General features: G+C 45.0%; 16 protein-coding genes. 10 read left to right on the top strand and 6 right to left on the bottom strand.

What is annotated here, in order from left to right; genetic code table 11:
• Nucleotides 1–2: 2 nt before the first annotated feature.
• Both rtxC and rtxH read right to left on the bottom strand, forming a co-directional pair.
• The gene (rtxC, locus tag CCZ37_RS05380; RefSeq protein WP_094499949.1) at nt 3–464 is read right to left on the bottom strand and encodes an RTX toxin-activating lysine-acyltransferase RtxC; all 462 of its coding nucleotides are present in this window, start codon (nt 462–464) and stop codon (nt 3–5) included.
• 15 nt (nt 465–479) lie between these two features.
• Nucleotides 480–815 carry a protein RtxH gene (gene rtxH, locus CCZ37_RS05375; RefSeq protein ID WP_013856638.1) on the bottom strand — a complete coding sequence of 112 codons (336 nt, stop codon included), beginning with the start codon at nt 813–815 and terminating at the stop codon, nt 480–482.
• Nucleotides 816–1,119: 304 nt separating this feature from the next.
• Here rtxH and CCZ37_RS05370 point away from each other — a divergent pair, with 304 nt between their 5' ends.
• The 9 genes from CCZ37_RS05370 (at nt 1,120) to purT (ending at nt 13,492) form a co-directional block, all read left to right on the top strand.
• Nucleotides 1,120–3,228: a peptidase domain-containing ABC transporter gene (locus CCZ37_RS05370; RefSeq protein WP_094499948.1), complete on the top strand. Its 2,109-nt coding sequence runs from the start codon at nt 1,120–1,122 to the stop codon at nt 3,226–3,228.
• Nucleotides 3,225–4,577, top strand: coding sequence for an HlyD family type I secretion periplasmic adaptor subunit (locus CCZ37_RS05365; RefSeq protein WP_088732566.1), 1,353 nt, complete (start codon nt 3,225–3,227; stop codon nt 4,575–4,577). Before CCZ37_RS05370 ends, CCZ37_RS05365 begins: the two co-directional genes overlap by 4 nt.
• A 1-nt stretch (nt 4,578) precedes the next feature.
• On the top strand, nt 4,579–6,714 hold the full coding sequence (locus tag CCZ37_RS05360; protein ID WP_094499947.1) for a type I secretion system permease/ATPase: 2,136 nt from the start codon (nt 4,579–4,581) through the stop codon (nt 6,712–6,714).
• A 276-nt stretch (nt 6,715–6,990) separates the two neighbouring features.
• Nucleotides 6,991–8,358, top strand: coding sequence for an L-cystine transporter (locus CCZ37_RS05355; protein WP_094499946.1), 1,368 nt, complete (start codon nt 6,991–6,993; stop codon nt 8,356–8,358).
• Nucleotides 8,359–8,509: 151 nt separating this feature from the next.
• Nucleotides 8,510–9,934, top strand: coding sequence for an exodeoxyribonuclease I (gene sbcB / locus CCZ37_RS05350; RefSeq protein WP_094499945.1), 1,425 nt, complete (start codon nt 8,510–8,512; stop codon nt 9,932–9,934).
• 124 nt (nt 9,935–10,058) lie between these two features.
• Nucleotides 10,059–10,391 (top strand): CidA/LrgA family protein, encoded by a 333-nt coding sequence (locus CCZ37_RS05345; RefSeq protein WP_033197434.1) that lies wholly within the window; start codon nt 10,059–10,061, stop codon nt 10,389–10,391.
• On the top strand, nt 10,391–11,071 hold the full coding sequence (locus CCZ37_RS05340) for a CidB/LrgB family autolysis modulator (protein WP_010319624.1): 681 nt from the start codon (nt 10,391–10,393) through the stop codon (nt 11,069–11,071). The genes CCZ37_RS05345 and CCZ37_RS05340 overlap by 1 nt, the downstream gene beginning before the upstream one ends.
• 208 nt (nt 11,072–11,279) lie before the next feature.
• On the top strand, nt 11,280–12,167 hold the full coding sequence (gene cdd, locus CCZ37_RS05335; RefSeq protein ID WP_094499944.1) for a cytidine deaminase: 888 nt from the start codon (nt 11,280–11,282) through the stop codon (nt 12,165–12,167).
• Between the two features lie 149 nt (nt 12,168–12,316).
• Nucleotides 12,317–13,492, top strand: coding sequence for a formate-dependent phosphoribosylglycinamide formyltransferase (gene purT, locus CCZ37_RS05330; protein ID WP_010319626.1), 1,176 nt, complete (start codon nt 12,317–12,319; stop codon nt 13,490–13,492).
• Between the two features lie 75 nt (nt 13,493–13,567).
• On the opposite strand, the gene CCZ37_RS05325 is transcribed toward purT, so the two are convergent.
• Together CCZ37_RS05325 and CCZ37_RS05320 are read right to left on the bottom strand one after the other, a co-directional pair.
• Nucleotides 13,568–14,866: a methyl-accepting chemotaxis protein gene (locus CCZ37_RS05325; protein ID WP_094499943.1), complete on the bottom strand. Its 1,299-nt coding sequence runs from the start codon at nt 14,864–14,866 to the stop codon at nt 13,568–13,570.
• A gap of 119 nt (nt 14,867–14,985) precedes the next feature.
• On the bottom strand, nt 14,986–15,633 hold the full coding sequence (locus CCZ37_RS05320) for a thiopurine S-methyltransferase (protein WP_094499942.1): 648 nt from the start codon (nt 15,631–15,633) through the stop codon (nt 14,986–14,988).
• Between the two features lie 348 nt (nt 15,634–15,981).
• Between CCZ37_RS05320 and CCZ37_RS05315 the strand changes: the two genes are divergently transcribed.
• Nucleotides 15,982–16,755 (top strand): RelA/SpoT domain-containing protein, encoded by a 774-nt coding sequence (locus tag CCZ37_RS05315; RefSeq protein WP_010319629.1) that lies wholly within the window; start codon nt 15,982–15,984, stop codon nt 16,753–16,755.
• A gap of 70 nt (nt 16,756–16,825) precedes the next feature.
• On the opposite strand, the gene ihfA is transcribed toward CCZ37_RS05315, so the two are convergent.
• On the bottom strand, nt 16,826–17,122 hold the full coding sequence (ihfA, locus tag CCZ37_RS05310; protein WP_010319630.1) for an integration host factor subunit alpha: 297 nt from the start codon (nt 17,120–17,122) through the stop codon (nt 16,826–16,828).
• 427 nt (nt 17,123–17,549) lie between these two features.
• A complete protein-coding gene (gene pheT / locus CCZ37_RS05305; protein ID WP_094499941.1) occupies nt 17,550–19,937 on the bottom strand; it encodes a phenylalanine--tRNA ligase subunit beta in 2,388 nt (795 codons plus the stop codon).

Genomic DNA, 19,937 nt, shown 5'->3' with positions numbered 1-19,937 from the left:
ATTTAAATAGAAAACCACTGTACCTTACGGATACAGCGGTCGTTTTGCGTGTCGATTTTGCCGCGGACAGTACACACTTTTTGCCCTTTCCACGGCAAAAAAACACGCTGTCGTAAGTCATTGACGATTTGACGTCCGTGACCAAAAGGAGCAAGCATTTCAGGAATGTAGATATGATCACCAGAGCGCCAGTCAGCGGCTTCGATTTCTCGTTCACCGGACAATAGCAACGCTCTCACTTGCTCAGACAAAAACGCCCAATTACAAAATGCAATTGGACGTCCTTGTTCATCTTCGTAATAGCAAAACTGATTTAACTCAAATGATGGCATAATCCGTTGCTGCCATTCACTGATAAGATACCGCTGATGCAGAGGAGAATATTGGCTGAGCAGAAGAATCCCACCCATCATTTTCTGCATCATTGCACGATCCAGTTTCGCCGCGTGATGTTGAATCAACATACGCTAAGCCACCTTTTATTTTTTCGTGCGTGTCACGCGTTTTTTAGCAGGCTCAATACCACTCTCGTTCTCTTGAGGTGCTTCACTCGGTGATGGTAGAAAACCAGCAGCAATTAATTTTTCTAACTCTTCGTTCATACGAGGATCTTCAAGCATATTCTTAACCATCGAAACCATATACATAAAACCAGAAGCAGGCATATGAATCACTTCTTTTAGCTCTAAGTCAGTATCGCTTTCCGCCATAATACCGTTCGCCATGTTGGACTGATTCTGCCCAACGAAATAGAGAGAGAACACACCTTTATTATAATTAACACTTGATACGGTTTGGACGAATTTCTCAGACATAAATAAATCACCTCATAATCTAAATAAGAAAACAAAAAGGCTCAAGGCCCTTATAAAAACACGGTTATAACACCGAAAATTATTTTTGATGTTATATAGCATTTTAAAAGCATGCAACCATCCAATAACGGCAAATTATGAATAACTTAGCAAAGTTTAAACCTTTAAAAACACAACTCATTGATAATAAAAACTTTTAAAGACCAAAAAAAACTAGTCAGACCAGATAATATTTGAGCATTCATTGATATTAATGATATGATCCATCCCCTTTTCTTTTTTGCCCTTTGAAAAATCAAAATACATGACTGATTTAAATGAAAAAAAAGCCATGCTGCATTGCTTATCAGTCTACTTACCGCTGATCGGAATTCGTGAAATAAAATTAGACACCTCTAATAAAACACCATCCAATGCACTTGATTCAATAATAAAAGATCTAAAAGGGAAAAATTATTTAGTTACTGCTAATAAAGTAAAATCTTTTTCTGGCATTACTAAAATAAAGAAACCGATCATTTTATTTAACAAAAATAATCACCCATTTATTTTAGCTAAAGTTGAACAGGATAAATGTTTAATTCATCCATGCGATTCAGACACCCCAAAAGTAGTAGATGCAAGCTATTTAAAACAGAATTGGAATGGAAAAACGCTAGATATCAAAAAAAAGCAATCCTCTTTTGATATTCGTTGGTTCTTACCTGAATTATCGCAACATAAACATTTAATCGCAGAGATTGTTTTATTCTCTTTCGTACTGCAAGTTATTGCACTTATTACACCGCTATTTTTCCAAGTCGTGATGGACAAAGTATTAGTGCATCAAGCCCACTCGACACTCGATGTTTTAGTGTTCGTCTTAGTTATTTCTGGAATAGCAGAGGTCTTACTGCGCGGTTTGCGCGAATATCAATATGCTCATACTGCTAACCGCATTGATATTAAGCTTGGCATTAAATTGGTTCACCATCTGTTTGGTTTGCCGCTGCTGTTTTTCAAATCAAGGCAAGTTGGGGCGATTGTGACTCGAGTAAGAGAGCTCGATACCATTCGTGAGTTCATCACAGGTTCGATGTTTACCCTTACGATTGATCTCGTTTTTCTCGTGATCTTTTTCTATGTGATGAGCTTACTTTCTGGCGGGCTAACCTTATTGGTATTAGCCACACTGCCGTGTTATCTCTTTTTGGCTTGGTGGTTAACCCCAAGGCTGCAACAAGCGATTGAACAACAATTTACCCATATGGCGCACAACACTTCGTTTCTAACTGAAACCGTCGCGGGGAGTGATACCATTAAAAGCTTAGCGACTGAACCTCGCTTTATTCGACGTTGGGATACTCAAACCGAACAGATGATATCGAGCAACTATGTGGTTCAGCAGTGGAATAACCGCTCTAGCCACGCAGTGCAGTTCATCCAAAAAATAGCGAGCGTCTTTCTACTATGGATTGGCGCATCCGAAGTGCTCGCGTTACAAATGACCATAGGCCAACTGATCGCTTTTAACATGCTCGCCGGCCATGTTGCACAAACTCTTGCCCGGCTCGTCGAGCTGTGGGGACAATTTATACAAGCGCAAATTGCAGTCGATAAACTTTCCGACCTACTCAATTTGCCCACCGAGCAGCAGCAAGCTAGCCATCCCCTACAACTGCGAGGTGCGATCACTCTCAGTAAAGTGAATTTCCGTTATCAACCCGATTTACCGCTGACCATCAATCGGCTTTCACTCAATATCCAAGCGGGTGAGAAAATTGGTGTGGTCGGTGGCTCGGGGTCGGGAAAAAGCACCTTGGCTCGGCTTTTACTCAAGCTGTACAGCCCTGAATCAGGCCAAATCATGTTCGATAACACTTCACTCAAACAGATCGGTGTTCATGAATTGCGTCGCCAGTTGGGGGTGGTATCACAAGAGAACTTTCTCTTTAGTAAAAGTGTTAGTGACAACATTGCCCATTCAAAGCCACAAGCCAACTTGGATGAGATTGTGCAAGCAGCAAAATTAGCGGGCGCTCATGAGTTTATTTTAAAACTGCCACTGGGTTACGACACGATTTTAGCTGAAGGGGGGCAGTCACTTTCAGGCGGGCAACGACAACGTTTAGCCATTGCCCGCACACTGCTTGCAGACCCTAAGATTTTGATTCTTGATGAAGCCACCAGCGCTTTAGATGATGAATCACAAGCCATCATTCAAACCAATATGGAGCAAATTGCCGCTGGGCGCACCGTTATTACCATCGCACACCGCCTCTCTACGGTAAGAGAGTGTGACCGAATTATCGTGCTGGAAAAAGGCGAGATTGCAGAGCAAGGCACACACCTACAACTTCTCGCAGAGCAAGGCAAATATTTCCAGCTATGGCAACTGCAACAAGCATTAAAACAAGAGGATGAGCGAGCATGATCTCTCAGTTAAAGAAGCTTCGCTCTAAGCGCTCGAAGACGAACGGCTACTTTGAGTTTTTACCCGGCCATCTTGCTCTACAGCAGAGCCCGCCCTCTCCGTTTGCTCGCATCACCGCCATCACGCTAAGTGTAGGGTTACTGCTCACCTTACTTTGGACCTATTGGGGGAAATTGGATATCCAAGCGACCGCAAACGGGCGGCTGTTAGTCCCTGGGCGCTCGCAAGTGATTCAGTCTTACGAACAAAGCCGAGTAGCACAAATCCATATAGCAGACGGCGAACGTGTCGAAAAAGGGATGCCCTTACTGACTCTGGACACGTTAGGCGTTAGCCAAGATATTGAACGTTTACGTCATCAAATACGCTATCAAACCCATGAATTTCTCAAGTATCAAGCTTTGCGTGGTAAGGCTGATCTAGCTCAACATCCCCTGTATTTGGCATTGGCACCTTCGGCACAGCAAGAGGTCATCGACAGCTTTGATACTGAAAAGAACGAATTCACATCAGTGTTGGAAAACTTGCGTGCTGAAATGCAGGTCAATCTTGCTTCCCAGTCATCACTTGAGGTCGATATCAGAGGCTTAAAACAGTTAGTGAGTAATATTACTCAGCGCCTTGATGCTCAAAAAAAGCTCAAGCAACAGCGTTTAATCGGTCAAGTACAGTATCTGGAGCAGGAAAAAGAGTTATTAGAATCCGAACGAGCGTTAGCCCAGCAAACATCACAACAACATGTGCTGCAAAAACAATATCTCAACCTAGAAGAGCGTTTAAAAGCGCTGCGTGCGCAAAAGGCCAGAGAGTGGCAAGACAAAAGTCAGCAAGCACACCTACAACTCTCAGCGCTGCAACATGAACTGGACAAAGTGCGTGAACATGAAGGATTACAAGTGGTTCGCTCTCCTGTCACTGGCACTGTACAGCAACTGAGCGTTCACACCCTTGGGGCAGTCTTACAACCAGCACAAAACTTGATGATTATTGTGCCTGACGATTCGGTACAAGTCGCCGAAGTTAAAATTCTCAATAAAGACATTGGCTTTATTTATGCTGGCCAACCCGTGACGTTGAAAATTGATGCCTTTCCCTATACGCGTTACGGCACCTTATCGGCAACATTGGTCCACGTTTCTAGAGACTCGACAATGGATGAGCAACTTGGGTTGGTTTTTCCCGCTCAAGTGCAATTGTTAAACCATACAATTGAAGTCGATGGTACCTCTGTTGCCTTATTGCCCGGTATGTCTGTCGTGGCTGAGATTAAAACCGACCAACGTCGGATCATCGATTATCTACTCAGCCCAATCCGAGAATATCAAGCTGAAGCATTGCGAGAAAAATAGAGTGGATGCCTTAACTAACACCGTCTCAACGGTTCATGATCAAGAAAGCCATGGCGCATTAGCGGCCCTCTCGTTTGCCAGCCTTTCGTTTGATAAGAAAGTCACGCCATCACAACTGATTCATACGCTAGGCGTTGCCGAAAATGAGCTCAGTGCTCTCGACATTCAGCGGGCCGCTCAATCTATTGGTCTGAAAAGCCGAATGATCACCGTCAGAGGAAGCGAGCCGATCCCGCTACCTGCATTGGTCAAAATCCGTCAGCAATGGCATGTCATTCATGCGCTAAACGAGTATGGTTGGACCTTGTACGATCCCATTAAACAGCGCTATTTCGAGTTTCCGTTGGCGCAAGGATCTTCAAGTTCCTGTTATGAGGTCTTATTACTGATTGAGCAGAGTATAGAGCCAAGCGATGTCGCTTTGGGCCTCCGCTGGTTTATGCCTTCGGTACTTCGTCAGTCAAAACAGCTGCGTGATGTGTTTCTGTATTCGATTGTGCTGCAACTGTTTGCCCTGTTTGGTCCCAAACTTTTTGAAACCGTTATTGATAAGGTTCTTGTGGGGCGAAGTTTGTCGAGTTTGCACGTTTTAGCGCTGGCTATGCTTGCGCTGGCCATTGCTGAACCTCTTTACAGTTATTTGCGCAATACGGTTTTTGGTCATCTTTCTAGTCAAGTCAATGCAGAACTATCAGGGCGATTGTATCGGCATTTGATTAATCTTCCATTAAGTTATTTCAAGCAGCGTCAAACGGGGCAAATCATCGCCCGCGTACGGGAAATGGGGCAAATACGTCAGTTTTTGACGGGCTCAACCTTAATGCTGCTCTTGGATCTCATTTTTATCACCCTCTTTATTGGTGTGATGTTTCATTATGCGCCAGCGCTCACCGGGTTGATTATCGGTTCATTAGTGATTTACTTTCTGCTGTGGTTAGGTATTGGACCTTGGGTTCGTCACAAGGTAACGACAGAGTATGACGCAGAAGCAGAGACAACTACCTTCCTGACTGAATCTATAACGGGTATCGAAACAATCAAGACAACCGCAACGGAAGCTCGATTTTTAGAACGGTGGCAGCAAATACTCAGTCGACAAATTGAATGCGCGTTTTCAGCCCAAAAAGCCAGTTTAATTGCTGGGCAATTGATTGCCTTAGTGCAGAAAATAGCCGCTGCCATTTTACTTTGGTGGGGAGTCAATTTAGTGCTCAATGGGCAGCTCACCCCCGGTGAATTGGTCGCCTTCAATATGCTAGCAGGGCATGTTACTCAACCCGTTTTGCGACTTGCGCAAGTGTGGCAAGATTTCCAGCACACCTTAGTAGCCTTGCGTCGCGTAGGCGACATTCTTAACGAACCGGCTGAAAATAGTAAAGATGGCCTTGCTTCCATCCCTTCTGTTCAAGGAGGCATTGAGTTTAAAAATGTTCGCTTCCGTTATCATATCGATGCACCGGAAGTCTTAGCGAATCTCTCGTTGACCATCGCTCCGGGGCAATTTATTGGTATTACTGGGCCTTCCGGATCTGGAAAAAGTACATTAACGAAACTGCTACAGCGTCTTTATGTACCTTTGCATGGGCAAGTCTTGGTCGATGGTATGGATCTCGCCATTGCAGATCCGGTCTCATTAAGGCGCAGCATGAGTGTGGTGCTACAAGAAAGCATGCTATTTGCAGGCAGCGTTGCCGACAATATTCGTCTTTGTAAACCCGATGCAAGCGATGCAGATCTGATAAACGTTGCAAAGCTTGCTGGTGCGTTAAACTTTATTGAAGCGCTGCCACAAGGGTTTGAACAACAAGTAGGAGAAAGAGGTGCCAACTTATCTGGCGGGCAACGTCAACGCATTGCACTGGCTCGCGCATTGTTAGTTAACCCAAAAATCTTACTGCTTGATGAAGCGACTTCAGCGCTCGATTATCAGTCAGAGGCGGCCATCATGAGCAACATGGAAACCATTTGCCATGATCGAACGGTGATCAGTATTGCACATCGGTTATCGACAATTCGTCATGCCGATAACATCATCGTCATCGAAGATGGGCAAGTGGCCGAGCAAGGTACTCACGAAGCGTTGCTCGCACGCGCAGGACTTTACGCACGTTTATGGAAACAGCAAGTCAGTGGTTAATACATGCTCTTTGATATTAACTAGGCATTAAATAAAACGCATAAAAAACCAACTTATATAGGAAAAATCACACCAATGCGCATAAGTTTCAATCAATCCCTCTGGATTGATAACCATTTGTTCTAAATCATGCTGATTTTGTCTTTGGATTAACCTACGTTAAAAGATATGGTTGCGTTTCATCGCTTTTATTCCCCTTTTACCTAGCATTATCGACTACATCGCTCATCGGCGATCAACGTAATCATGGGTACACAACTTTTAAGGTGTCGCATCATGTCAGTTGCAGCCATTGCCGCACTCGCAGTATTTATTGGCATTCTGTTTTTTCTCTTCGGACAGCAGAAAAAGTCTCACACTCTTTCACGCTTAGTGCTACTTGGGTTGATCCTAGGCAGCGCATTTGGCCTTGCTCTACAAGTGGTTCTTGGTGAAGGACATGTGGCCATCAAGGAAACATTAGGCTGGGTCAACGTCGTCGGTAACGGCTATGTGGGTTTGCTCAAAATGGTGATTATGCCTTTGGTGCTGGTGTCGATGATCGCCGCGGTTGTGAAGCTCGACAAAGGGGGCTCGCTGGGTAAAATCTCTGGCCTGACCATTTCTATCTTACTGCTGACGACCGCTGTCTCTGCATTGATCGGTATTTTTGTCACCCAAGCTTTTGGTTTAACAGCAGACGGCCTCGTTGAAGGCAGCCGTGAAACGGCGCGTATTGCTGTACTAGAAAGCAGCGCCGCTACTGTGAGTGATTTAACTATTCCTCAAATGCTATTAAGCTTTATTCCGACCAATCCTTTTGCCGACTTAACTGGTGCTCGCTCAACCTCGATCATCGCTGTGGTTATTTTTGGCGTACTAACGGGTATTGCGGCGCGTAAAGTAATGTCAGAGAAAGCCGAGCTAGAAACGCCAATCCGCACCTTTGTCGAAGCAATACAGTCGATTGTGATGCGCCTCGTGAAAATGGTGATGGCACTAACCCCTTACGGTATTGCGGCGTTGATGGCGAAAGTTGTCGCTACCTCAAGCGCGGGCGATATTCTGAGTTTGCTCGGTTTTATTGTCGCCTCTTATGTCGCCATTGCATTGATGTTTGTGGTGCACGGTATCTTGGTTTCTTTTGTAGGCGTTAGCCCTAAAGAGTATTTTCAAAAAATTTGGCCCGTGTTGACCTTCGCGTTTACCTCACGTAGCTCAGCGGCAACCATTCCTCTTAATGTAGAAGCGCAAATCACTAAGCTGAACGTACCACCAGCCATTGCCAACCTATCGGCTTCATTCGGTGCCACTATTGGTCAAAACGGCTGCGCTGGTATTTACCCTGCCATGCTCGCTGTGATGGTTGCGCCTACCGTCGGTATTAATCCAATGGACGTGCACTTTATTTTGTCGCTAGTGGCTATTATCGCAATCAGCTCATTTGGTATTGCCGGCGTCGGTGGCGGTGCCACTTTTGCAGCCTTAATCGTGCTACCAGCGATGGGCCTACCAGTGACGATTGCAGCGCTGCTTATCTCCATTGAACCCTTGATTGATATGGCCCGCACCGCGTTGAACGTTTCAGGTTCAATGACGGCAGGTACCATTACCAGCCGCTTATTGAACGGTAAACAGGTACAAGTTCAAGAACAGCAAGCCTAGAAAGTATCGAACGTTCTCGTTTTTCTCCAAGCCGGTGCCAATGCGCCGGCTTTTTCATTTCAAATCCTCATCAGAGCATGCTTCGCACATTGCTATGTCACACGGGCAATGGTCTAATAAACCTTAAATTTCAGCGACTGGATACTATCGAATGCGACAAGAGCACCCGCCTACTTTCTTTTTCCTCGACTATGAGACGTGGGGAGTCAACCCTGCGAAAGATCGTCCGAGCCAATTTGCGGGCGTTCGCACCGATATGGATTTTAATATTATTGGCGAACCACTGGTCATCTATTGCCAACCACCAGCGGACTATTTGCCTTCTCCAGAAGCGGCGCTTATTACGGGTATCACACCACAAAAAGCGGTGGCCCAAGGCTTGCCAGAGCCTGAATTTATCGCCAAAATTCATCAACAACTCGCCACACCCAACACCACCAGTCTTGGTTACAACAGTATTCGTTTTGATGATGAAGTAACGCGTTACACTTGCTATCGTAATTTCATTGATCCGTATGCTTGGAGCTGGCAAAACGGCAATTCACGCTGGGATTTACTTGATGTGATGCGCGCCTGCCATGCGCTACGCCCAGAAGGCATCAACTGGCCCGAAAATGACGAAGGCTTTACCAGTTTTAAGCTGGAGCATCTCTCAGTTGCCAATGGCATCGAACATGCGAATGCCCACGATGCTATGGCCGATGTTATCGCCACCATTGAGCTAGCCAAAAAAGTAAAAGCCGCCCAACCCAAGTTGTTTGATTACTTTTTTAACATGCGCCATAAACGCAAACTCAATGATCTGATTGATATCGTCAACATGACACCTTTAATGCACGTATCGGGTATGTTAGGCCGAGAATGCCAATATACCAGTTGGATCGTGCCGATTGCTTGGCATCCCACCAATCAAAATGCGGTTATTGTTGTGGACCTTGCCAAAAACCCTCAACCTCTGATCGATTTAAGCAGCGAAGAACTGCATCAACGTCTATATACCAAACGCGAAGAGTTGGCAGAAGATGAATTGCCAGTGCCCATCAAATTAGTGCATCTCAATAAATGCCCTATCCTTGCGCCGGCCAAAACATTAACGGCCGAAAATGCACACCATATCGGGGTCGATAGAAACCTGTGCCTTGAACACTTAGCGCTCATCAAGCAGTACCCTGAGATCAGAGAAAAGCTGATTGGCATCTACACAATTGAGCGAGAATATAAGCACAGTGACGATGTCGATACTCAACTCTACGACGGTTTCTTCTCTCCAGCCGACAAAGCGGCGATGGAGATCATTCGCCAAGCTGACCCAGTCAATCTCGCCGCATTAGACATTAGTTTTAGCGATAAGCGCATCGAACCCTTGCTGTTTCGCTACCGCGCTCGAAATTACCCATTGACATTAAGTGACGAAGAGCAAAGACGTTGGGCAACTCACTGTCGTGATTATTTCGAAAGCCACCTTGGAGAGTACATGCTCAATTTAGAGAACTTAGTTCACACCCACAGCAGTGACGAAAAGAAAATGGCTATTTTAAAATCCGTTTACCGTTATGTGGAAGACATCGCAAGTTAATGTACGAGGTTTTCGCGCTGTCAGGTTTCAAACCAACACGCTGCGATCCCATTTCCGAAAATAGTTTAGGCACAACAAGGCACCGACTTTTATTGTGAATACCATTGCAAAATATTTGGTCTCTATGGGGCTGATTTTCCTTTGCCTGATGGCAGGTATCAATCTTCAACATTGGCTTGGCATCACCATTCCGGGCAGTATTATCGGAATGCTAATTCTGTTTAGTTTATTGGCAAGTGGGCTCGTGCCTGTCGAATGGGTAAAACCCAGTGCCAGTCTTTTTATCCGTTATATGGTCATTTTATTTGTCCCTATCAGTGTCGGATTAATCGAGCATTTTGATTTATTGATGAGTAACGCCATCCCGATTCTTGCCAGCGCGGTGGGCGGTACGCTGATCGTATTAGTTTGTCTGGGTTTAGGGCTGGATCGTTTTTTGAAAAAGGGGAATAAGTGATGTGGTTATTGCTCACGATTGCGGTCTTTTTCCTGACACGTTGGATCAGCAAAAAATGCAAAACGGCCATAATGAATCCGTTACTGCTCAGCCTTGTGATCATCATTCCTATCTTGCTATTTTTTAACATCCCTTATGCCAGTTACTATGCTGATAACCAGTGGCTTAGCTTTCTGTTGCAACCGGCCGTGGTGGCGCTGGCTTATCCTCTCTATGAACAACTGCCTCAGATCCGCTCAAATTGGCGCATCATTGCCCTCGCCTGCGGGGTGGGCAGTGCTATGTCAATGCTCACGGCCAGCTTAATTGCTGTTTATCTTCAAACGGATATACATTTAATCGCCAGCCTACTGGGTAAATCAGTTACCACACCGATTGCGATGGAAGTCTCCAGCAACCTCGGTGGAGAGCCAGCCATTGCCGCCGTTTTAGTGGTCATTGTAGGGCTGTTTGGCGCGATTCTCGCCTACCCTATCTATAACCTTCTCAACATTACGCATCCCATTGCTAAAGGCTTAACCATGGGCACCGTCTCTCATGCGCTAGGCACAGCAACCTGCGCTGAAAAAGATCCACGTGACGCAGCATTTAGTTCACTGGCATTAGTCGTGTGCGGCGTAATCACATCAATACTTGCTCCAAGTTTTTTTGCTTTTTCAATGTGGTTGTCCACGCTATAGAGTGCCAACAGAAATCAAAGATACGTCTGCTCATGGATTTTGATTGTAGACGTGTCTCACTTTAAGGCTGACTGTAATCGATTTCATGTGTGACCTCACTCTAAATGTGAAAACCAAAATTACGTTACATTAAATTACGTGATTTAAATCTCAGTAAAATTTCATTCTTCGCCTAGAATATTCCTCAATACATAGATAAGGACTCATTATGAAAAGCCGTATTGAACAGGCGCTAGCGGATACGCCAAAACCCGTTGCAGAATTTTTGTCGTCTATTCTGCTATCAGACGATTTTGACGCAACCCTATCACCAGAACAGTTCAACCAACTGCTTTCTCTTTCTGGCTTAGATGATGCGGAATTGCGCGTTGCACTGCTGCCTTTTGCGGCCGCCTATGCTTACGTACCGATTTCAAACTTTTACGTGGGAGCCATCGTCAGAGGTTTATCGGGCCGTTTGTACTTTGGCGCGAATATGGAGTTTTCCGGTGCGCAATTGGGCCAAACCGTACACGCCGAGCAATGCGCCATCAGCCATGCGTGGATGAAAGGTGAACAAGGCGTTGCGGACATCACCATCAACTTCAGCCCTTGTGGACACTGCCGTCAGTTTATGAATGAGCTTACGACCGCAGACTCGCTTGCCATTCAGCTACCACAGCGTGATGAGAAGTCACTGCAAGAGTACTTACCTGAATCATTTGGTCCTGCCGATTTAGGTGTTGATTCTGGTCTAATGGCAGACGCTAACCACGGCAAAAAAACTACCGAAGATGACCCACTCATTGGCTTAGCTCTTAATGGCCTAAACCGCAGTTACGCACCCTATACCAACAATCTCAGTGGTGTTGCCCTGCAAGTTGAGAATGGTAAAACCTACGTCGGTGCGTATGCTGAAAATGCCGCATTCAACCCAAGCTTACCACCATTGCAAGTTGCTCTTGTTCAGTTAATGATGGATGGCCAACACTTTGATAATATTGTCGCAGCCGCATTAGTTGAGATGTCTGATGGCAGCATTAGCCACTTAGCGGATACCCAAGCCACCTTGGAAGTAATTAACCCAGATATTCCTCTTTCCTATCTTGTGGTTTAACTTTATTTACGCCTCTTAAGCCGAGAGGCGTACCCATCCTTTCCAGAACTTGTTCTTTACCCCAAGGCAAACGTTTGCTTTTATTCTTAATTTCAGTATGATTTTGGCTGTTTTCGCTATTACCTATTGCTTGAATGTAAGGATTCACTATGTTTGGTACTGCTACACGTGAAAATGCCACCCGCGTTTTACTGCTTGGTTCCGGAGAATTGGGCAAAGAGGTGGCAATTGAATGCCAACGCCTTGGTTTAGAAGTGATTGCCTGTGATCGCTACGCCAACGCTCCAGCAATGCAGGTGGCGCATCGTAGCCACGTATTGGATATGCTCGATGGCGATGCGCTACAAGCCATTATCGAACTCGAAAAACCTGACTACGTGGTGCCAGAAATTGAAGCAATTGCCACTCACAAGCTGGTTGAACTGGAAGCGCAAGGCTTAAACGTGGTCCCCACCGCAACGGCCACTCAATTGACGATGAACCGTGAAGGCATTCGCCGTTTAGCCGCAGAAACTCTTGCCTTACCTACCTCTCCTTATCAGTTTGCTGATGACTATAATGATTTTGTACTGGCGATTGAGCATGTCGGTATACCTTGCGTAGTTAAGCCTGTGATGAGTTCATCAGGTAAAGGCCAAAGTGTGATTAAGACGCAAGAGGATATTAGCCGCGCTTGGGCATACGCTCAAGAAGGTGGCCGCAGTGGAGCTGGGAGAGTGATCGTCGAAGGCTTTATCGATTTCGACTACGAAATTACTCTCTTGACGATTCGAGCAGTTGATGGTGTCCATTTCTGCGCTCCCATTGGCCATCGACAAGAGGAAGGGGATTATCGCGAATCATGGCAACCACAAGTGATGTCAGCTAACGCGATTAAAGCCGCTGAATATGTAGCAGAACAAGTGGTTAATGCACTCGGTGGTTACGGCTTATTTGGTGTTGAACTGTTTATAAAAGGCGATAATGTTATCTTCAATGAAGTGTCCCCTCGCCCACATGATACGGGAATGGTCACCCTCATTTCGCAAGAGATGTCTGAATTTGCGCTACACGTGCGCGCGTTCACGGGTATGCCAATCAATAGTATTACCCAATATGGGCCATCGGCATCTGCGGTTATCTTAGGTCAGGGCTCCTCAGCTAATATCAAGTTTGATGGGGTGAATGAAGCGCTGTCCATCCCGCACACTCAACTTCGTCTGTTTGGTAAACCAGACATTGATGGACGCCGTCGGCTTGGAGTTGCTCTGGCAAAAGATAAAGAACTCAAACAGGCCTTGCACAACGCGATTCAATGCGCTAAAAGCGTGCAAGTTATTCTGTAAAAAAGCAAAGCGAGCCACTAGGCTCGCTTTCATTTTCGCCAACAACACTCGCTTCAGAGCAGTCGCTTCAGAGCTTTAATCTTTAATCAGCTCACTAACCGTGCCAACAACACTGTCCGCTGCCTTTCTCATTTCATCAATCAGCTTTTGCGCCTCTTCCAACTTACTGTTGCAAGCTGTTGCTTGCCCCTGAATTGCCCCCATCATCGATGTCGAACTATTGGTCAACTCACTATTTAGCTTAACAATATTACCAATTTCATCCGTTGCTTTGGTGGTATTAGAAGCTAATGAACGCACTTCATCAGCAACCACCGCAAAACCTCTTCCATACTCCCCGGCACGCGCGGCCTCAATGGCGGCGTTGAGGGCCAGTAAGTTAGTCTGCTCTGCAATGCCTGTAATGGTGGTTACGATTTTGGTGATTTGCTGCGACTGGTTAGCCAGTTGCGTCATCGAGGTATTCGCCTGAGTTATCGCGTTATCAATCTCTTTAGCAATGGAAGCGGCTTCGGCTAAAGTGGTGGTGCCTAGTTGAGCTATATTAACCGTTTCCTGTGAAGTATGATGCGCAGCCGCTGCTGCCTCTTTAATCGTCCGTGCTTGCAGTACTCGTTGCGTGACATCGGAAGCAAACTTAGTCACACCAATCACTTTATGCTTTTCGTTAAAGATGGGGTTATAAGTCGCTTCTAGCCAGATTTCATCACCATGTTTGGTAAAACGTTTAAACAATCCCGTTTTGAAATGACCACTGGCAAGCGACGCCCAAAAATTAGGATCTTTTTTATAAAATTCATCATCACAAAAAAGTCGATGATGCTTACCAACGATTTCTGCCAATTTGTATCCAACACAGGACAAAAAGTTTTGATTCGCCTCAACAACAGTCCCATCGGGGGTGAAAGAAATCACCGCCATTGACTTATCGACAGCTTCAAATACGGATACTTGCCTATCCAATTTCTCTTTTACAGCAGTCATATCACTGGCAATCTTCACCACCTTAATCACTTTTCCCTGCTCATCTTTTACAGGGATATAAGAGGCTTCAAGCCACACTTTATTATGGCTTTTAGTTAAACGACAAAACGTACCCGCATGAGGTTTACCTTGCGCTAAATTTTGCCAAAGCTGCCCATATTGTGGGGTATTCACAAATTCATTTTCACAAAACATTCGATGATGTTGACCCACAACTTCAGATAGTGAATAACCCATCACCTGTAAAAAGGAGAGGCTAGCCGTTAGAATATGTCCTTTTGGATCAAACTCAATATAAGCCATCGTACTTTTTATCGAATCGATGACCAATTCATCACCGCTCTTCTTTAGCGGCTGATTATCGCTTGGCTTCCGGCTAAACAAACCCATAATTTTCCCTTAGTATTAGAGCGGCTGATATAGGCGTGCTGACTTAATCTCATCAAACGCCTAAAACTTATCTATTTATTATTTATGTAGGAGTTAATAAACGATCTAAGCATAGTCTGCTACTTCTCAATTAACCACACGACTTCTGCAAAACGGCTCAATCCTCGTTGGCTGATCTTAGGGTGATGTTGATCGGCGTCATCACGAAACAGACACGTCACTTTGCAGTCAGTGAATAGCGACTCAACTTCATTTTTGGCGACACAGAATGGAGGGCCCGCCATTTCACCTTGAACGTAATCCAGCGTCACAAGCAGCACCCTTCCGCCCTCTTTCAACAATGAAAGCAAGTGAGTAACGTACTCCTCTCGCATTTCAGGGGGCAGCGCAACTAACGCCGCTCGATCGTAAATAAGCTCAACCGCTTTTAGCGGCGCACTAAAGACATCTCCGGTATAAATCATCAACTCATCAAACTGATACAGTTCATGTGCTCCATTTACGCGAGTGACTGTTGGCGTATAAAAATGCTCGGCAAAAAAGGAACGAACGGCAATTTCACTCAGCTCTACACCCTGAACCTCTTCATGCTGGGAGGCAAGCCATATCAGATCTTCACTTTTTCCGCACAATGGCACAAATACACTTTCATTTCGTTGAGGTGAGAGACGAGGCCAATATTGAATCAGTAACGGATTCACATCTTGTAAGTGAAATCCTATTTGGTTGGAGGCCCATTTCTGGTGCCAAAACTCGGGATCTTTCATTATTTTTGTTCTCTACAATTAAAATCTACTGCCAAACAAGCTGCATACTACTGACTAATAAACAAACATCCGCAAGTTCAACAAGCTGTCTAGAGACAGATATTCATATTTGGTTCATTCTCATTAGATACACTTGGTAACACATCAAATCGAACAGATAACCTAGTGGGATGTCTGAAGATAAGACTTGTGATAAAGCGCAAAATTATCGATTAATTGTTCCACGAGCTATTGAGTTCACTTTGTTTAGCCCAAGATCTCGTAGCAGGTAAGTCTGTTTTATTATGCGTTCAGGTTTCTTTTAATCGTTCCACCTTTTACCTAGAAACGCTAAGTTAAGGAGAATGGATGAGCTTATTTCTACGTACGACAGCATTGATGCTATTAGTACTCAGCAGAGCCCCTGCTTTTGCAGCTGTGCCGTTCAATTCAGAAAGTGATGCTAAGGTCGGGGAGTCGAAAAATCAACTCTCATCGAAATTATTCAAACACAGTTTGAGTGGTTTATACGGTATTCAATCCACTAATAACCAAGCTTTGCAATCCCACAGCGATTTTGACATTCTTTACAGTAAAGCTCATCAAGCTCAGTTCGAATTAGAGACGCTATGTAAAAGTGCAGCGCTGTTCACTTCAACAGAGGCTCATTTTTCTGGTATTAAATCCCGCGAGCGTGCCTTGGCCAAAATTGATCATGAGTTAGAGGGACGTGTGGAGAGAATCACTGATTTAGCCAGAGCAACGATTATCGCTCATGATGTGCCAAGCTTAGTCCAAGCATATGAAGTATTAAGCCAAGAAGCTAGCATTGTAAAAGTAAAGAACCGCTTTAAATCGCCTGCCGCATCGGGATATCGTGATTTAAACTTACTGGTTCAACTTCCTAAAACCAATGTCATTGCAGAAGTACAATTACATCTTAAAGCCATTGCAGATGTAAAAAGTGGCCCAGAACATCGTTTCTATGAACAGATCCAGAAGTTTGAACGTGTCGCCGCATTAGAGAAGCGTGCGTTACATGATATTGAAAAGGCGCAAATTAACCACTTTCGCCGCCAATCAGTCGAGCTCTACCAAAACGCCTGGCAGCCGTATATCACCACTCATATTCAAGCAGCCTAATACGTTCAGAACCCTTAACTCACCATAAACAGAAAAAAAAGACCACGCATAGCGTGGTCTATTGCTCGGTCTATTTTTCGACATTAATGTTCTCGACTCGGGCTTTTAATTTCTGCCCTGGGCGGAACGTTACGACACGTCGAGCGGAGATAGGAATATCCTCACCTGTTTTTGGGTTTCGACCCGGACGCTCGTTTTTGTCTCGTAGATCAAAATTACCAAAACCAGATAGTTTTACCTGTTCGCCACTTTCAAGCGCCTTGCGAATTTCTTCGAAAAACACTTCAACCGTTTCCTTGGCATCCCGTTTACTGTATCCAAGCTTTTCAAACAGGTTTTCAGCCAATTCGGCCTTTGTGAGCGCCATAAAACTTCCCTCAAAGCTATGTTAAACCTTGCTGCCTCTAAGCAGCGCCAAAGCATTTTCGCTTAGCCAATCAATAAGATATCGGCTTTACCTGAAAAGTGTATGCCAAGCTTCTGATTTTCGCCAACTTTTTTATTCGCAATAATATTAATAGTTTCATCAAAATAAGCATATATACTGACTGGACTTATAATATTAGGCATTGAAGATTCAGAAAAAACACTGACAATTTAGTTAGTTATATCAGCCCGGCTAACATTTTCAGCATTTAATGCTATTTTGAACGAGTATCAATTTCTGATAAAAAAATTTATAACCTGTTAAATCATAGACTTGTTTAACACTAACTTGTCACTAAATTGCATATAAAAAAGCAGGCTCAACTTGAACCTGCCCAAATAAACTTTTATTTATGCTACTTTTTAAGTTAGTCGCGTAGGGCTGCACCAAACTGCAGTGTCACGGAATTCACAATCAATTCAACCGCGCTTGCAATATCCGCTTCTTCTAAAGTACGTTCAGTAGATTGAAGCATCAACGCAATCGCTAAACTCTTCTTGCCCTCTTCAACCCCTTTGCCTACATAAACGTCAAACAGCTTAACCTCTTTTAGAAGCTCACCACCAGCGTTACGACATGCATCGACAATATCACCTGAAGCAATAGCGCCATCAACAACCAGTGCTATATCACGGCGGTTCGCTGGGAACTTAGACAGTGATGCAGCTTCTGGAATTACACGGGTGTTCACCGCTGACCATTCAAGTTCAAATACGATGGTGCGGCCATTCAAGCCAAACTTACGCTCAAGCTCTGGATGAACAGTGCCTATCACCCCCATAATCTCACCATCGAGAACGATAGCGGCCGATTGCCCTGGGTGCAGCGCTGGGTGTGCAACAGAAGTAAAGCTGTAAGCTTTGCCGTTGGCGGTTAAATCAAGAATGGCTTCCAAGTCACCTTTTAGATCGAAGAAATCTACCGTTGCGGTGTCCATGTTCCAGTGCTCTTCACCACGAGTACCGGATATTACACCCGCGAGCATAGGCTCTTGGCGCATACCGTTCTCTGCCGAGGCATCAGGAATAAAACGCAAACCATATTCAAACAAACGAACGCGTGGCTGCTGGCGTTTCTGGTTATGAACCACGGTATTTAATAGACCTTGGATTAAGCCCAAACGCATCGCTGACATATCAGCAGAAATAGGATTAGGTAGAATGAGTGGTTCAACATCTGGAACAATCAGTTTTTGCTGCTCTGGCTCAACGAAGCTGTAGGTGATCGCTTCATGGTAACCACGGTCAACTAACAAATGACGAACACGCTTAAGTGGCAAGTTTGCTTCTTGGTGGTCATTCATGCTCAATGCTGCGACGGGAGCTTGATTAGGGATATTGTTGTAACCGTAAATACGGCCAATTTCCTCAATCAAGTCTTGCTCAATCGCGATATCAAAACGCCACGTTGGCGCGGTAGCAACCCAACTTTCTGCGCAACTCTCAACACTCATACCTAAACGCTTTAGGATTTCAACCACATCAGCATCAGCGATGTGATGACCAAGCAAACTGTCCAGCTTAGTGCGACGAAGTGTGACTTGATTTGGTTTAGGTAAATCCGTTTCAGACTCAACACTAACCACAGGTGCAACTTCACCGCCACAAATATCAACCAACAGCTGCGTCGCTCGTTCCATCGCACTGGCTTGCAACGCGTAGTCAACACCGCGCTCAAAACGCATGGATGAATCAGTATGCAGACCATAGCTACGAGCACGACCTCGGATATGGTCTGGTGCAAAGAAAGCACACTCAAGCAGTACATCTTGAGTTTCTGAGCTAACGCCTGAACCTTCACCACCAAAAATGCCCGCAATGGCTAATGCTTTATTGTGATCGGCAACAACCAGCGTATCGACATTCAACTTAGCTTCTGTACCATCGAGCAGCGTAAGTTTTTCATCCTGCTCGGCCATACGAACAACAATACCGCCTTCGATCTTAGCAAGATCAAAGGCATGCATCGGTTGGCCTTGTTCAAGCAAGATATAGTTAGTGATATCAACCACTGGATCAATTGAACGTAGACCACAGCGGCGTAACTTCTCTTGCATCCAAAGCGGTGTTTGGGCTTGAACATTAATGTTTTTAACCACGCGGCCAAGATAACGCGGACAAGCGGCCGGTGCTTTCACTTCAATAGAGACTTTATCTTCAATTGAAGTAGGAATAGCGATGACCGATGGCTCAGTGACATCAATGCGGTTCAATACACCTACTTCACGAGCAAGGCCACGAATACTAAAGCAATCTGCGCGGTTCGCGGTCAAATCAACATCAATAGTCACATCATCTAAGCTTAGGAATTCGCGGAAATCAGTACCAACGATGGCATCTTCTGCAAGCTCCATAATGCCAGCGGATTCAACATCAATCCCTAGCTCACTGAATGAACAAAGCATGCCGTGAGAAGGCTGACCACGTAATTTTGCTTTTTTAATCTTGAAATCGCCGGGCAGTACCGCACCAACCGTCGCTACCGCCACTTTTAAGCCTTGGCGGCAGTTTGCTGCTCCACAAACGATATCAAGCAGTTCTTCTTCACCTACGTCAACTTTCGTTACACGCAGTTTGTCGGCATCTGGATGTTGACCACATTCCACAACGTGACCCACTTTGACGCCAGTAAATTCACCGGCGACAGCAAGAACGTCATCGACTTCCAAGCCTGCCATTGTAATTTGATGTGTAAGTTCGTCAGTCGTAACCGCAGGGTTAACCCACTCACGAAGCCATGATTCGCTGAATTTCAT

The sequence above is a fragment of the Vibrio qinghaiensis genome (genome assembly GCF_002257545.1).
Lineage (GTDB): Bacteria > Pseudomonadota > Gammaproteobacteria > Enterobacterales > Vibrionaceae > Vibrio > Vibrio ordalii.
This window is presented reverse-complemented; position numbering and strand designations above follow the sequence as displayed.

What these genes read in the sequence shown, in the direction of transcription:
- CCZ37_RS05355 (WP_094499946.1), top strand. Translation starts at nt 6,991, where the DNA reads ATGTCAGTTGCAGCCATTGCCGCACTCGCAGTATTTATTGGCATTCTG.
- CCZ37_RS05325 (WP_094499943.1), bottom strand. Translation starts at nt 14,866, where the DNA reads ATGGGTTTGTTTAGCCGGAAGCCAAGCGATAATCAGCCGCTAAAGAAG.
- ihfA (WP_010319630.1), bottom strand. Translation starts at nt 17,122, where the DNA reads ATGGCGCTCACAAAGGCCGAATTGGCTGAAAACCTGTTTGAAAAGCTT.
- CCZ37_RS05365 (WP_088732566.1), top strand. Translation starts at nt 3,225, where the DNA reads ATGATCTCTCAGTTAAAGAAGCTTCGCTCTAAGCGCTCGAAGACGAAC.
- sbcB (WP_094499945.1), top strand. Translation starts at nt 8,510, where the DNA reads ATGCGACAAGAGCACCCGCCTACTTTCTTTTTCCTCGACTATGAGACG.
- CCZ37_RS05370 (WP_094499948.1), top strand. Translation starts at nt 1,120, where the DNA reads ATGACTGATTTAAATGAAAAAAAAGCCATGCTGCATTGCTTATCAGTC.
- CCZ37_RS05315 (WP_010319629.1), top strand. Translation starts at nt 15,982, where the DNA reads ATGAGCTTATTTCTACGTACGACAGCATTGATGCTATTAGTACTCAGC.
- CCZ37_RS05345 (WP_033197434.1), top strand. Translation starts at nt 10,059, where the DNA reads ATGGGGCTGATTTTCCTTTGCCTGATGGCAGGTATCAATCTTCAACAT.
- CCZ37_RS05320 (WP_094499942.1), bottom strand. Translation starts at nt 15,633, where the DNA reads ATGAAAGATCCCGAGTTTTGGCACCAGAAATGGGCCTCCAACCAAATA.
- cdd (WP_094499944.1), top strand. Translation starts at nt 11,280, where the DNA reads ATGAAAAGCCGTATTGAACAGGCGCTAGCGGATACGCCAAAACCCGTT.
- purT (WP_010319626.1), top strand. Translation starts at nt 12,317, where the DNA reads ATGTTTGGTACTGCTACACGTGAAAATGCCACCCGCGTTTTACTGCTT.
- rtxH (WP_013856638.1), bottom strand. Translation starts at nt 815, where the DNA reads ATGTCTGAGAAATTCGTCCAAACCGTATCAAGTGTTAATTATAATAAA.
- pheT (WP_094499941.1), bottom strand. Translation starts at nt 19,937, where the DNA reads ATGAAATTCAGCGAATCATGGCTTCGTGAGTGGGTTAACCCTGCGGTT.
- CCZ37_RS05340 (WP_010319624.1), top strand. Translation starts at nt 10,391, where the DNA reads ATGTGGTTATTGCTCACGATTGCGGTCTTTTTCCTGACACGTTGGATC.
- rtxC (WP_094499949.1), bottom strand. Translation starts at nt 464, where the DNA reads ATGTTGATTCAACATCACGCGGCGAAACTGGATCGTGCAATGATGCAG.